The organism is Rhizobacter sp. (assembly GCA_021153565.1).
Lineage (GTDB): Bacteria > Pseudomonadota > Gammaproteobacteria > Burkholderiales > Burkholderiaceae_C > Albitalea.
On record JAJKJU010000154.1, the window covers coordinates 1 to 13,962 of the forward strand.

Here is a 13,962-nt window from a genome sequence, read left to right on the forward strand (position 1 = left end):
CGATCATCAGGTGTGCGAAGTCGCGGCACACGCCCACGGTCTCGAGCAGCGTGTCGATCGCCGAGGTATTGGAGTTCGACGTGTTCGACGAGAAGGTCGTGCGCTGCAGCACCCAGTCGCGAATCGCCTGCACGCGGCTGTATCCCTGCCACTGCTGGCCGAACTCGCGCATCGCAAGTCTGTGCAGGCGATCCGATTGACAGTAGCGGCTCGGGTAGATGTAGCTCAGCACCTGCGCAGGCAGGCGCGCCACCGGAACCTCGCCGATCTGGCCCGGCTCGGCGATGTGGTGCGACAGGTCGACGGTGGCGTTGTACGCGAGCTTCAGCGGGCCGGCCAATGCCTTCACGCGCAGGTAGCGGTTGCGGGTCGCGGGGTCGGTTTCGACCCGCGGCTGCACGTCCTGGCTGAGGTGCAGCGATTCATCCACCACCCGCTGCCGTTCGGTTTGCGCGGCATGGATGTTGAAGATGAAATCGCAGCCGGGCTCGGCGATAACGTAGTCGAGTTCGAGGGCGAGCCGCAGCCTGATCATGTCAGTTCAATCGGCCGCGCATCTGCTGGCACATGTTCGTCCCGGTCACCGTCAGACGCAGGGCACCGCCGTTCCATTCGAGCCAATGAAGCGCCACGTAGTCGTCGATGAAGCCTTCGGAGACGAGATCGGCTCGCCGCCGCTGTAGCGAATCAACCGTGGCGAGAAGTTCGAGGCGCAATTGCTCGCGCCTGGAGACGGGCGGGCAGGCGATCGGCCCCGCAACGGCGGCGATGGACGGTGGGCGTTGGGTATTCATCGACATCTCCGGTAGTTGCCCCATGTTATGCCCCAAGTCGACGGTACCTGTGCAGCGCCCATGGGGATAGCGGTCGACATCCGGTCACTCGGCGCCTTGATTGCGCGCCGACAGCCGCAGAAGTCCGAATGGCCTGCGTAGCCTCTTGATTGAAGCCGCGTCAGTGTTTGTGGGTGGACAGGAGGATGTTGGTCTCGGACTGAGCAATGCCCTTCAGTTTCCGGATTCCACGCAGCGCACGCTCGAACGCTTCAAGCGTTTCAGCACGCAATTCCGCAACGATGTCCCACCGGCCGTTGGTCATGTACAGCGCTGAGATGTTCGGATTTCCCTGCAGCGCCTGCAACACATCGGACGCCTTGTCCCCCTCGGACGCGATGGTCATCAAAGCACGAATCGTCTGACCGTCTACCTGCGGCCTGAGAGGCTGAGAGGCTGAGAGGCTGAGAGGCTGAGAGTATTTCGATCATGCCCGCTCATCACGCCAAAAGGCCCCCTGCTCGTCGTTGCAAATGCTCGCCATAGCCCGGGCTATGGCTGTGCTTTGCGCCTAGATCAGGTGCCTTTTGACGTGCTGCTCGGGCACGCTCGAGAAACTCTCAGCCTCTGAGTCGCAGCGTGTAGCCCGCGATCACACCATCGCGCTCCAACCTTGCCAAGCGATTCTGTATGGTGGCGCGCGCGACTCCAAGCTTCTTCGCCAGAGTCGCCACGGGCAAGCGTGCGTTCTCGCAAAGCATTGCGATGAGCTGAGCGTCGATGTCGTCCATGGTGGCAGCCCGCTGGCTTCGAGGGCCGCCAGTCTATCGACAAACCTTCAGGAACCTTCGGATCCGAAATCCATGGCGTGCCGGTTCGCTTCGAGGCCGTGAACAGTGAGGCCCGGCTCGCCGCAGGAAACGAGCTCTTTGAAACGGGGAGTGTGCAAACTGCCGGTGACAAGCGATGAGAGTGAGCAGTTTGCTACCTATGTTTTGGCTCAATATCTCGGGACAATTCTGTCGAGGCCACGCGCAGCGCGTTTGCCCAAGAAACAAGGAAATCAAGATGACCCGCTTTGTTGATGTTGTGGATCTCCTGCGTCTCGTCGACAACTGCGGCGTGACCTGCTTCATCGAAGAGCTCGCGCAAGCTCTGCGTGAAGACTTTATTCGCTGGCACGACTTCGACAAGTCGGCCCGCGTTGCCACGCATTCGCACGTCGGTGTCATCGAATTGATGCCGGTCGCCGACAAGGGCTCGTATGCCTTCAAGTACGTCAACGGACACCCCTGCAATACCGCGGCTGGTCTGCCCACCGTGATGGCGTTCGGGGTACTTGCCGATGTCTCCACCGGGTATCCGGTGCTGCTGTCAGAACTGACGCTGACGACTGCATTGCGAACCGCCGCGACGTCCGCCCTGGCCGCGCGCGCCGTGGCTCGCCCCGACTCGAAGTCCATGGCGCTCATCGGCAACGGATCGCAAAGCGAATTCCAGGCCTTGGCCTTTCACGCATTGCTCGGCATCGAGGAAGTCCGCGTTTTCGACGTGGACCCGCATGCCACCGACAAGCTGGTCCGCAATCTCTCAACGTATCCCGAGTTGAGGGTCGTGCGTGCAACCTCAATTGCGCAAGCCGTGCGCGGTGCTGACATCGTGACCACGGTGACCGCGGACAAGGCCTACGCCACGATCCTGACGCCTGAAATGATCGAGCCCGGCATGCACATCAACGCCGTGGGGGGCGACTGCCCCGGCAAGACCGAGTTGCATCCGGACATCCTGCGTGGTGCGCGCGTGTTCGTCGAATTCGAGGCGCAAACCCGCATCGAAGGTGAGATTCAACAGCTTCCCATTGACTTCCCGGTGCAGGAGCTGTGGCAGGTTCTTGACGGCTCGGCCGTCGGCCGCGAGAACCCGGAGCAAGTGACCGTGTTCGATTCCGTCGGTTTTGCGCTCGAGGACTACACGGCGTTGCGGTACATCCACAAGATTGCCAAGGAACAGAACGTCGGGACCCCCATTGCGCTGGTCCCCGAGCTTGACGATCCCAAGGACCTCTTCGGCCTGACCGCCAACGGCCGCCGCCGCGCCGTTCTTCGTCGCGTCGCGTGAGAGCACGGTCATGCTGATCTATCACAACCCGGCGCATCGCATGCATGCGGGCCGCCAGGAAATGTTCCGCGGCCGGCTTGTTCCCTGCCACGAAGCGCCTGAACGGCTTGACCACGTCTTGGCGGAGTTGCGGCGCCGCTCAGTGGGCGAGTTGTGCACACCAGTGGTCGCTGACATGGACCTCGTGCGGCGGGTGCACACCCCCCGCTACGTGGAGTTCTTGACGCACGCCTGGGGTGAGTGGGTTGCGCAGGACCCGGCCAACGCTGAAGTCGACGTGCTGCCCTCCGTGTGGCCGGTGCGGGGATTTCGGCACGATGTCGCGCCGACCAACTTTGCCGCCCGCCTGGGACTGTTCTCGTTCGACAGCGGCACGCCTATCACGTCAGGGACATGGGAGGCGGCTATCACCGGGGCCGCATGCGCCATCGACGCCGCGCGCGCCGTCTCGTCCACGGGCGGACCACGCGCAGCGATGGCCCTCACGCGGCCTCCGGGACACCATGCCGGCACCGACCACTTTGGCGGCTACTGCTTCTTGAACAACGCGGCCCTGGCAGCCGAGACCTTGCGCGATGCAGGTGCTCAACGCGTGGCCGTCCTGGATGTCGACTATCACCATGGCAACGGAACGCAGAGCATCTTCTATGCGCGTTCAGACGTCCTGACCGTCTCCATCCACGGCGATCCGACCACCGAATACCCGTTCTTTCTCGGCTACGCCGACGAGCGTGGGCAGGACGCGGGCGAAGGCTTCAATGTGAACATGCCATTGACTTGCGGGACCGACTTCGAAGGATGGTCGCAGGCGCTCGGACAGGCGCTCGACACGGTGCGCCGTTACCGGGCCGATGCATTGGTGATCGCCTTGGGCGTGGACACCTTCGAAGGTGATCCCATCTCGCGCTTTCGGCTGCGCAGCGCTGACTATCTGCAAGTGGGGCAGGCCCTGGCTCTCGGGGGCTTGCCAACGGTGTTTGTCCTCGAAGGCGGCTATGCCGTGGCGGAGTTGGGAACCAACGTCGCGAATGTCCTGGAAGGCTTCTGCGGCTGAATTCGGGCCTTCGCGGTGGGACCGACCAACGTTGTTTGGAATTCGCTCAAGTCACGGATCGTTCTCGGAGCCTGGGCGGTCAACGCCCCGGCCTTGATGAGGAGGAAATCACTCACCGTTCAGATTCAGTCGATGTAGGACAGTGGCAGTTCCCAATTATTCAAGCGTGGGCACCGGCGGCTCGCGCCCGCGCGGCGGCCCAGTGCTGCACGCCTTGCAGGATGGGCTCGATCAGAACCGACACCTCCTGCAAGCGCGCGTCGACCGCTGATGCATCGCCGGCGCAGCACGCCTGCTCGAGTGCGAGGGCGGCTTGCCGCAGCCCATTCATACCGAGCGTGCCCGCGACCGACTGAAGGTCGTGCGCCATCCGCCGCGCCGCGGCCGTGTCGCCTACTGTCCGGGTTGAGGCGAAACGCGCCACGAAATCCCGGTCGGCATCAAGGAAACGTTGCAGCGTTCTCGCAAACAGGGATTCGTTGGAACCCAGGCGCTCCAGCGCGGCGGTCGCGTCCACTCCCGGCAGCGATCGGAAGTCCGCGCCGGTGGCGTTCGCTTCGGTGGACTGTGCCGCATGCGTGTGCGGCGCGAGCCATTTGGCCAGCGTAGCGAACATCTCGTCGATGTTGATCGGCTTGGCGATGTGGTCGTTCATGCCCGCCGCGAGCACGGCCTCGCGGTCGCCGACCATGGCGTTGGCCGTCATCGCGATCACCGGCAGCGCTCGCAACTGCGGCTGCTGGCGCAACGCCCGAGTCGCGGCGTAGCCGTCCATGACAGGCATCTGGCAATCCATCAGCACCGCATCGAAACGCTCGCGGGCCAGCATATCCAGCGCCTGCTGCCCGTCGCTGGCGACCTTGACGGCGACACCTGCGCCATTGAGCAGATCGACCGCGAGTTCCTGGTTGATCGCGTTGTCCTCGACCAGCAGGATGTGGGCTCCGGCCAGTGCTGCCCGATGGTCGAGCAGGGCCTCTTTGCGGCGCACGTCGCGGATGGGAGCCAAGGGCGCGCGTCCGAGAGCCGTGGTGCAGGCATCGAGAAGCGCGGAGGGCGTGACCGGCTTGGCCAGCAGCGCAGCGACTTGCAGCTGCTGCTCCACCAGGCGCTGCCGCATCTCTTCCCGGCCAAAGGCCGTGGTCATCAATACGACCGGTGCGGGGTGCCGCAACGTCGTCCGTTTGGCCAGCGCCTGGACGCAGGCCACCCCGTCCATGCCAGGCATCCTCCAGTCCAGCATCAGCAACTGGTAGGGCGCGTCGCTCGCGTCGGCCTGCTCCACACGTCGCATCGCCTCTTCGCCGCCGGCGGCGGTGTCGACCCGCAGGCCCAGCACCTGGCTCATCGCGGTGAGCACGACGCGCGCGGTGGCGTTGTCGTCCACGACCAGCGCGCGGATGCCGCGCACCGCCTCGCCGCTCCACCGTGGCGGCTGCTCGGCGGAGCCCGGTTGCAGTTCGAAGTGCAGCTCGAAGTGGAAGCAACTGCCATGGCCGGGCGCACTCTCGACCGCGAGTTCACCACCCATCAGATGCACCAACTGCCGACTGATCGCCAGCCCAAGCCCGGTGCCGCCGTAGCGCCGGCTCGTCGAGGCGTCCGCCTGCGTGAAAGGCTGGAACAGCCGCTGCTGCTGTTTGAGGCTCATGCCAATTCCGCTGTCGCGCACCTCGAAACGCAGCCGGGCCGATGCGCCGTCCTGTTCGAGCACCTGCACCGTCACGACGACCTCGCCATTGTCAGTGAACTTAACCGCGTTGTTGCCCAGGTTGAGCAGCACCTGGCCCAGCCGCGACGGGTCGCCCACCAGTGCCGTCAGCGTCTGCTCCGGCATGTCGAGCAGCAGCTCCAGGCCCTTCTCCTCGGCCTTCATGCTCAGCAGGTTGAGCACGTTTTCCATCGCGGCGCCGAGTTCGAACGGAATCGACTCGATGTCGAGCTTGCCGGCTTCGATCTTTGAGAAGTCGAGGATGTCGTTGATGATGCCCAGCAGTGATTCGGCCGAGGCGTGCGTCTTCTGAATGTAGTTGCGCTGCTGCGCGTCGAGGCCGGTTTGCAAGGCCAAGTAGGACATGCCGAGAATTGCGTTCATGGGCGTGCGGATCTCGTGGCTCATGTTCGCGAGGAACTCGCTCTTGGATCGGCTCGCGGCATCGGCCGCATCTCGCGCCAGCAGAAGTTCCGCCGTGCGCTGCTGTACGGTGTCTTCCAACTGGTCCTTGTGACGAAGCAAAGCTTCTTGCGCCTGCTTGCGCTCGGTGATATCCATTCGGATTCCCAGCATCCGCGTCGCCTTTCCCTGCTGATCGCGTTTGATGCCGATTCCTTGGACATGCTGCCAGCGGTAGCTACCGTCGGCGTGGCGCATCCTCGCCTCATACGCATAGTTACCGAAATTCCCGGACATCACATCCTGCGTTTTTCTGGCAAAGAGTGCCCGATCATCTGGATGCAGCCGATCCACCCATTCCGCCCGATCTCCCGGCCCACCTTTCGGCTCGTAGCCAAGCATGGTGTAGTAGGTGGGGGAGGCCAACCATTGATCATGTTCCACGTCCCAGTCCCAGGTGCCGATGCCGGTCGCCTCGAGGGTCAGCCGCAGGCGCTCTTCGCTTTCCTGCAATGCCTCATGAGCCAGGGCATTCTCCAGCGAGATGGCGGCCTGGGAAGCCAGCAGTTCCATGACCGCCACCCGCTCCGGGGTGAAGGCATGCGTGACGAGATTGTTTTCGAGATAGAGCACGCCGATCAGCGCCGACTGCCGAAGAATGGGCAGGCACAGCACGGACTTGGGATGCCGTTGTGCGAAGCAAGGGTCGGCCGAGAATGGGTGTGGTTCGGCCGCATCCATCAGCAGCACAGGCTCCCGGCTGCGCCGCACGTAATTGAGGATGGCGGCGGGTAAGGATGCGCCCGGCGGCGTGTGAGGGGGATGCTGCTCCACCCGCACCGTCTGCTGCTCGACCTGCGCGTCTGCCACCAGCTGCAACGCTTCTTCACGGGCCAGCAGGAGGCAGCCGGCCTGGGCGCCGGCGTTCTCCAAGATGATGCGCATCAGCGTATCGATCACTTCGTCGAGCACGATCCGGCTGGAGATGGCTTGCGAGGCTTTCGTCACCGACAGCATGTCGAGTCGGGTTTCGCCTTCAGCCGGCCTGTCGAGCGCACGCATTGCGCGCGCGCGAAATTGCGGATGACGCTCATCGAGCTGGCGTACCTTTCCGTGGGCGCCCCAGCGCGCATAACAGTGACATGCCTGTTCCAGATACGCATTGCCGGGAGGCGCAAGCCCGCGTGCAAAATAGAATCCGGCGGCCAGTTCGCTGGCGATGGCTTCGTCCTGTACGAAGCCGTTCTCGCGGGCCGATTGAATGGCGTTTTCGTACAGATGCATCGCTTCAGCATCCCGCCCTTCGAGGCGGGCGATTTCGGCCGAGATCAGCGCAAATTTGTCGTGGGCCGTGGGCGCGCAGTTCTGCGCCCGTTCGTGCAACTGCGCCTGATGCTCCAACAGCAGTTCGCGCCATTCGCACTGCTCGTCGGTGGACGCACCCTCGTAAAGGGCCGCAGCGACCAGTGCGGCGTAGTACTGGTACTCGAGCAACAACACGGGCATGTTTGTCATGGTCCACGACAGCGCTTTCGTCTTTTGAACCGCCTCGCGGGCGGCGACATGGTCGCCCGACAGGAAGCACCCCTGCATCTTGAGGAGCCAGTACTGGCAAACCACTCTGGGGGTCCTGCCCTCGCCCAGTCTCGCCTCGAACGCCGCCTCGTCGCACGTGCTCCCATCCAACGCGTCCGGTCCCGCCCGTACATCGTCGAAGGAGGGCAGGCGTGCGGTTTTGCCTTGCAGGCTGACGATGAAGCGCTGCTGGCTGACGATCATGTCCACGCAATCCTGGTATTTCACCTTACGAGCAAATTCCAGGCCCTTTTCAGACTCACGCCATACGGCGTCGAGGGGAGCACCTTGTAGGAGATGTGCTTGGGCCATATTGACCCAAGCGTTGCAAGCGTAGAAAAAATCGCCCGTCTCGCACCCCGCGCGAACAGCCACCGCAGCCAATTCGATCGGCACATTGAGCGGTTGGGTCCACGGGGCATTGATCGCCGCACAGAGGTAGACCTTTGCCCTGTAGCTAGCGAAACCGTATTTGTCGACAAGTTCACAGCCGAGCTTGCCGAAACGATGGGCGTCGGCGTAACGGTGAAAGAAGCCGCAGTGCGCTGCGAAGCTGCCGCAAGCCCATGCGGATGCTCCGGTGATGCCGTGTTGCAGGCTAAGGTTCATCACCCGGCAAGTGAGCAGGGAAAACAATTGGGGGTCAAGAAAGTGTGTCGCGGGTGCCAGCACCGCGAGGATATCCATGGCGGCTTGGATCTCCGGACCAGTTGCCAGCGGCAAGTCGATGAGGCTCTCGATCGACCGCTCGCCGAGCGCTTGCCACACTTGCTCATACTCGCCCTGGGCCTGATCCTGAGTCGGATGCACCGGCAGGTCGATGCCGAATTCGCGCAAGCACGCCAGTCCACTTTCGATGGCTTGCGTGTTCTCCGCTTTGATGAGGTGCAGGTCGACTTTCAGCCGGTAGGCAGCCGCCTGGTCGAGCTTCGAGGTGGCGGTGCGCAGCAGCGTGGCGATGAATCGCTTGGCGATGTCGAAGTCGCCTCGCAAGAGTTCGCATTCAGCGCGCTCGAGCCAGAGGTCAAACTGCAGTTCATACCGGCCTTTCCAATCCGCCTCGTCGAACAAGACCATGCCGGCCGCCAGATAGCCGCAGGCCGATGCATATGCCGCGGACGCCTTGGCCTTGCGCCCGGCGCGCAGATGAATTTCGGCCACGCGCACCTTTTCGTCCGGGTCGCTCAGCAGCGCAGCGCCCCGGTTGAAATGGGTCGCGACATCGAACAGATGAACATCAATCTCGTCCGCCGTCATGCGGGCGGCCAGCGTGCGGCCGAAGTGCAGGTGGACTTCGGCACGGCGCGCTTCGGGAATCAACGCATACGCGGCCTGCTGAATCCGGTCGTGCAAGAATTTGCCATGCCCGTCGGCAAGCACAATCAAATCTTCATGGACCGCCGCCCACAGGCGCTGCCCGGTTTCGTCTTCGGCCAGTCCGCCGGCCAGCGCGAGGTGGCGCAGGTCGAACTTGTTGCCAAGGCACGCGGCCAGTTGCAGCACTTCTTGCGCAGGCTGGGGCAGCCGCCGCATCTTGCCGGCCATCAGGTCGGCCACATTGTCGGCAAAATCCCGGCTCTTGATTTGCGCCAGATCCCACCGCCACGCATGCTCGTGCGGATCGTGCCGCAGCACCCCTTCCTTGTACAAGGCATCGAGGAACTGGGTAAAGAAGAACGGGTTGCCCTCGGTGCGCTCGAAGATCACGCGTGTGAGCGGCGCGCAGGATGAAGATGGCGCATGCAGCGTGTCGGCGACCAGTTGATTCAGATCCAGGACCGACAGCGGCGCGAGCCGGATGTCGATCACGGCGCCGCCATGGCGGATCGCTTCCAGCATGGCCGTCAGCGGATGGACGGCATCCACCTCGTTGTCGCGGTAAGCGGCAATGAGCACCAGGAAACGCGTGTCCGGCTGGGTGAGCAAATGCTCAATGAATTGCAGGCTGGCCGCATCGGCCCATTGCATGTCATCGAGGAACAGCGTCAGCGGGTGTTCTGGACTGCTGAACACCGCCAGGAAGCGCTGGAACATCAGGCGGAACCGGTTTTGCGCCTCGATTGGCGGCAGCGCCGCTACCGGCGCCTGCGGGCCGATGATGAGTTCCAGCTGCGGCAGGACATCGACGATCAACTGGCCGCTGACGCCGACGGCGACCTGGATCTGCTGGCGCCAGGCGGCGACCCGCTCCTCGCTCTCGGCCAACAGTTGCTGCACCAGATCGCGCAATGCCTGCGTGAGGGTGGCGTACGGGATATCGCGCTGGTACTGGTCGAACTTGCCGGCAATGAAATAACCCCGCTTTGCCACGATCGGTTGCTGCAATTCACCGACGAGCGCGGACTTGCCTATGCCCGAGTAGCCCGACACGGCGACCAGCACCGGTTGACCGGTTGCCACCATTCGATCGAACGCGGCCAGCAGCGCCGCCCTTTCCTGACCTCGTCCGTACAGCTTGCGGGGAATGTGAAAACGATCGGACGCATCTTCGGTGCCGAGCGGAAACGAATCGATGCATCCGCATGCCTGCCATTGCAGCAGGCACCGCTCGAGATCGGCCTGCAGCCCGTGTGCGCTTTGGTAGCGGTCTTCTGGCAACTTGGCCAGCAGTTTCATGACAATGTCCGAGACTGCTTCAGGGATCGGCGCCATCGTGCAGGCTCGCGGCGGCAAGCGTGCAATATGGCAATGTGCCCATTCCAAGGGGTCGTTGGCGGAAAACGGCAACTCCCCTGTCAGCATGCGATAAAGCGCGATTCCCAGCGAATAGAAATCGGTCCGGTAGTCCACTGGACGATTCATGCGCCCGGTCTGCTCAGGCGACACATAAGCCCAGTCGCGGCCGACTGCCGTGCGGGGGAAAGCGTCCCCGTCGCGGGCCATCGCGCGGCTCAGGTCCGCCAGTTTCAGCTGCACCCGGTCGTCGGCCTGGGCCAACAGAAAGTTAACTGGGCGCAGGTCGCCATGCACGATACCGGCCGCATGGAGCGCCGCCAGGGCGCGGGCCACCTGGAGGGCCAGGGTCAGCACCACCGGCAGGGAGAGAGGCGGCGAATGCGCCAGCACGGCGTCCAGGCCCTCGCCGGCAAAAGGCTCCAGGACCAGGGCCGAGCGCGCACTTTCCTCGAGCAGGGCCATCGGTTTGATGATCTCGGGCACATCGAGGGATTGCAGCAAGACATATTCCTGCCGCAGGCCACCGGCGGCGTTCTCGTGTGCGGGGAGCTTGAGCAGAGCGGTGGTGCCGCCAGGCACCTCTCGGGCAAGGTAAACGGGGCCGCCGGCTGTCACCCCTATCTGCTCAAGAATCTGATAGTCGCCTATGTTCATCAGACTGGCACTTTCTCAAGGGGCTTACAGGCAGACTTCTGATTCTTCGCGCTGCTCCATCGCGGCCTAACCAGCCATCGCCTTTGCCTGACCCCCGTCAGGATGACTATACACACGGGTAGCCGTGTGCCCAATCCCACCCATGTGCACGCGGCCTCGGCTGAACTCGATCCGGGTCCACGGACCTATTGCCCCCCAACAGAGTCAGCTTTGCGGCTTGCAATTCGATGACCTGACTGACAGCTGTGGGTCGGCACCTGCCCCCTCGGGTGGCTCGAGGCGCAAAGCTAAGGACCTGGCCCAAAACAATTTTCCGTTTTGGGCCATGTCTTAATGAGCCGCGTTCTTCTTGGCGGTTTGCTCGATCCAGTCGGCGAACGCCGCGATGAACTGATCCACGAACTTCTTCGTCTCGGGCTTCTTGATCGCCCCCGCGTCATCGAACAGATCGCCTGCGCCGCCGATATAGGCCTCGGGTTGCTGCAGCGCCGGCATGTTGAGAAAGACCAGAGACTGGCGCAAATGCTGGTTAGCGCCGAAGCCGCCGATCGCGCCTGGCGAAACCGAGATCACCGCAGCCGGCTTCTCATTCCAGGCGCTTTGTCCATACGGCCGCGATGCGATATCAATCGCGTTCTTGAGAACGCCGGGCACGGAGCGGTTGTATTCCGGCGTCACGAAAAGCACCGCATCGGCCGCGGCGATCTTGCGTTTGAACGCCGCCGAGGCTTCAGGTGGGTGGGCATCGTCGTCCTGGTTATAGAGAGGAAGCTGCCCGATCTCGACAATCTCGAACGAAAGCCCCGGCAGCGGGCTGGCGACAATGGCCTTGGCAAGTTTTCGGTTGAAGGAGTCCTTTCGAAGACTACCGACAACGACGGCGACACGGCGTGGAGTGGCCATGGAATTCCCTTCAGAGGTGGTGCACGGCAAGCAAGCATGATCCTCCACCGCCCGGGCGTGTATAGGCTACCCCTGCAATAAACGAGGTTTTCACCAGCTGCGTCGAAGGCTGGCATGGGCTTTTGGATTCGACGAGGTAGCCGCAGCGCACGAGGCTGTCGCGTCTTCCTCTGGCAACATGGATCGGATGAACCTCCAGAAGGCGATCGCGCAATCTGTAAAGGCTTCCAGCTCGCAGCTCCGCTGGGGAAGCGCAAGAATTCCCGCCAGCGTAGGCTGGCATTCAGGTCGCGCACAAACATGCGTGCAGGCATAGGATCTATTCACTTTGCGCGCGCCGAGATGTCCAGTTCGAAAGGAACACCCTTGGTCGATTCATTTGTGAGCGGTTCCTTGCCGCTCGACTCCGCCGGACTGCAATCCGCAGTCGACTCCCTCGGTGTGAAGGTCCCGGAGTTCTGGGCAATCCTCACCGTCGAAACCTCCGGCTGCGGCTTCCTGCCCGACCGACGACCGAAAATTCTTTTCGAGCGGCACATCTTCAGCGAACGCACCGGCCACAAATTTGACGCCGGCCATCCAGACCTCAGCAACAAGCAAGCCGGCGGCTACGGCCAGGGGGGCGCCGCGCAATACAAGCGACTGGCCGCGGCCATTGCGCTCGACCGCCGCGCCGCGCTGGAGAGCACATCATGGGGCATAGGCCAGGTGATGGGCTTCAATGCGGTGATGGTGGGTTATGGCGACGTCGAGAAGCTGGTGTCCGACATGTGCGCTCGCGAATCTGCTCAAGTGATCGCGATGGCCGCCTTCGTCAAGGCCAACAAACTTGCCGGCGCGCTGCGCACGCACGACTGGGCGCGCTTCGCGGCGGGCTACAACGGCTCGGACTATCGGATCAACAACTACGACACCCGGCTTGCATCCTCGTATGAGGCGCTGGATCGAGGCGCGCTGCCTGATCTGGACGTTCGCTCGGGGCAGATCTACCTGACCTACCTGGGCTTCGACCCGCGGGGTGTCGACGGCATGATGGGACGCATGACGCGATCGGCCATGAACGAATTTCAGCTTGAGCACGGGCTGCCGAGAACGGACTTCTTCGACACTGCAACCTTGAGTGCATTGCGCATGGCGATGAACTGAAGGACGAGGTCGCCCGTGCACGCTACGGCCATTGATCCGCGCTACTTCACGTACATGACCCGCTTGCCCAGCAGCTTGCCATCCGCGCGATCGAGCACATTCACGGTGGTCTGCCTGGGCTTGAAGCCCTCGGGCAAAGGCAGGCTGCCGCGCACGCTCTCGTAGGCGCCCATGGAGATGGCGACCGGCTTCAAGCTGGTCGTGGTGTCAAGGCCTCGTGCAGACGTGCCCGTGAGCATCAACTGCATGACACCCGTCAAAGGTGTGTTCCCCGCACGGTCGCGAGTGAGTACCACGTCATAGGCGAGAACGCCCCCTTCCACCGAGAAGCGCGCGGCGCGGACTTCGACGTCGCCGCCACGCGGATCGGGCGGCAAGGAGGCCACAACTGACGAGACGACCTGTTGCAATCTCTCACCGCTCTCGCGGCTGGCAGAGAGTTCGTCGGCCAATTTTTTCTTGTCGTTGAAAGCAACTTCGAGCCGCTTCGTCGTGCTATCAAGCTCGCCTTTCAAGTGCAAGCGCTCGTTTTCGGCCTTGTCGAAAGAGTCGCGCAATTTCTCAGACTCCTCGGCGGAAAGGCGCGGCGGCAGGTATCGTTGCTGAACCAGCACGACCCCACCGGCGCCAATGGCGGCACCTGTAAGCAAAAGAACCAGCCAGCGCGGCATCAGCCGGCGCGAGCGCCGACGGCCGTAGGGCTCGAAGGCCACGGGTTTGAATGTTCCGAACATGCAATGTCTGTACGCAGTGTGTTTGCTACAGGGTACAGCTGACCGGCACAGCGACTGCAACATGATGTGGCAGGCGCAGCCCCCGTCCAGCCGCAGCCGGCTCAGAGGCTGAGATTTTTTCGATCATGCCCGCTCATCACGCCAAAAGCCCCCTGCTCGTCGTTGCAAATGCTCGCCATAGCCAAGCTATGGCTGCGCTTTGCGCCTAGATCAGGC

9 protein-coding genes and 1 pseudogene are annotated in these 13,962 nt (G+C 63.0%); 3 read left to right on the plus strand and 7 right to left on the minus strand.

The annotated features are described in order from the left end of the window. The 4 genes and pseudogenes from AC30NL_RS09380 to AC30NL_RS09395 form a co-directional block, all read right to left on the minus strand. Positions 1-535 (minus strand): transglutaminase-like domain-containing protein (locus AC30NL_RS09380; RefSeq protein ID WP_489463738.1); only part of this gene is annotated, 535 nt, incomplete at its 3' end. Position 536: 1 nt separating this feature from the next. Continuing rightward, positions 537-794: a hypothetical protein gene (locus tag AC30NL_RS09385; RefSeq protein WP_489463739.1), complete on the minus strand. Its 258-nt coding sequence runs from the start codon at positions 792-794 to the stop codon at positions 537-539. A gap of 160 nt (positions 795-954) precedes the next feature. Further along, on the minus strand, positions 955-1,179 hold the full coding sequence (locus AC30NL_RS09390; RefSeq protein WP_489463740.1) for an Lrp/AsnC ligand binding domain-containing protein: 225 nt from the start codon (positions 1,177-1,179) through the stop codon (positions 955-957). Positions 1,180-1,399: 220 nt separating this feature from the next. Beyond that, positions 1,400-1,564, minus strand: a pseudogene (locus AC30NL_RS09395) (Lrp/AsnC family transcriptional regulator); the annotation flags it as partial. A gap of 277 nt (positions 1,565-1,841) precedes the next feature. Here AC30NL_RS09395 and ocd point away from each other — a divergent pair. Both ocd and AC30NL_RS09405 read left to right on the plus strand, forming a co-directional pair. Further along, positions 1,842-2,891, plus strand: a complete 1,050-nt coding sequence (gene ocd, locus AC30NL_RS09400) for an ornithine cyclodeaminase (RefSeq protein WP_489463741.1) — start codon at positions 1,842-1,844, stop codon at positions 2,889-2,891. Between the two features lie 10 nt (positions 2,892-2,901). Then, a complete protein-coding gene (locus AC30NL_RS09405; RefSeq protein WP_489463742.1) occupies positions 2,902-3,945 on the plus strand; it encodes a histone deacetylase family protein in 1,044 nt (347 codons plus the stop codon). A gap of 160 nt (positions 3,946-4,105) precedes the next feature. Here AC30NL_RS09405 and AC30NL_RS09410 read toward each other — a convergent pair whose 3' ends face one another. Together AC30NL_RS09410 and AC30NL_RS09415 are read right to left on the minus strand one after the other, a co-directional pair. After that, positions 4,106-10,963: a response regulator gene (locus tag AC30NL_RS09410; protein ID WP_489463743.1), complete on the minus strand. Its 6,858-nt coding sequence runs from the start codon at positions 10,961-10,963 to the stop codon at positions 4,106-4,108. Between the two features lie 330 nt (positions 10,964-11,293). Continuing rightward, on the minus strand, positions 11,294-11,866 hold the full coding sequence (locus AC30NL_RS09415) for an NADPH-dependent FMN reductase (RefSeq protein WP_489463744.1): 573 nt from the start codon (positions 11,864-11,866) through the stop codon (positions 11,294-11,296). 366 nt (positions 11,867-12,232) lie between these two features. Here AC30NL_RS09415 and AC30NL_RS09420 point away from each other — a divergent pair, with 366 nt between their 5' ends. Further along, positions 12,233-13,012, plus strand: coding sequence for an N-acetylmuramidase domain-containing protein (locus AC30NL_RS09420; RefSeq protein WP_489463745.1), 780 nt, complete (start codon positions 12,233-12,235; stop codon positions 13,010-13,012). Between the two features lie 41 nt (positions 13,013-13,053). Here AC30NL_RS09420 and AC30NL_RS09425 read toward each other — a convergent pair whose 3' ends face one another. Then, positions 13,054-13,746, minus strand: a complete 693-nt coding sequence (locus tag AC30NL_RS09425; RefSeq protein WP_489463746.1) for a hypothetical protein — start codon at positions 13,744-13,746, stop codon at positions 13,054-13,056. Positions 13,747-13,962 lie beyond the last annotated feature (216 nt).

Excerpts from the sequence above, each read along its gene's own strand:
- AC30NL_RS09385 (WP_489463739.1), bottom strand. The coding sequence starts at position 794 with ATGAATACCCAACGCCCACCGTCCATCGCCGCCGTTGCGGGGCCGATC.
- AC30NL_RS09390 (WP_489463740.1), bottom strand. The coding sequence starts at position 1,179 with ATGACCATCGCGTCCGAGGGGGACAAGGCGTCCGATGTGTTGCAGGCG.
- AC30NL_RS09425 (WP_489463746.1), bottom strand. The coding sequence starts at position 13,746 with ATGTTCGGAACATTCAAACCCGTGGCCTTCGAGCCCTACGGCCGTCGG.
- ocd (WP_489463741.1), top strand. The coding sequence starts at position 1,842 with ATGACCCGCTTTGTTGATGTTGTGGATCTCCTGCGTCTCGTCGACAAC.
- AC30NL_RS09410 (WP_489463743.1), bottom strand. The coding sequence starts at position 10,963 with ATGAACATAGGCGACTATCAGATTCTTGAGCAGATAGGGGTGACAGCC.
- AC30NL_RS09405 (WP_489463742.1), top strand. The coding sequence starts at position 2,902 with ATGCTGATCTATCACAACCCGGCGCATCGCATGCATGCGGGCCGCCAG.
- AC30NL_RS09415 (WP_489463744.1), bottom strand. The coding sequence starts at position 11,866 with ATGGCCACTCCACGCCGTGTCGCCGTCGTTGTCGGTAGTCTTCGAAAG.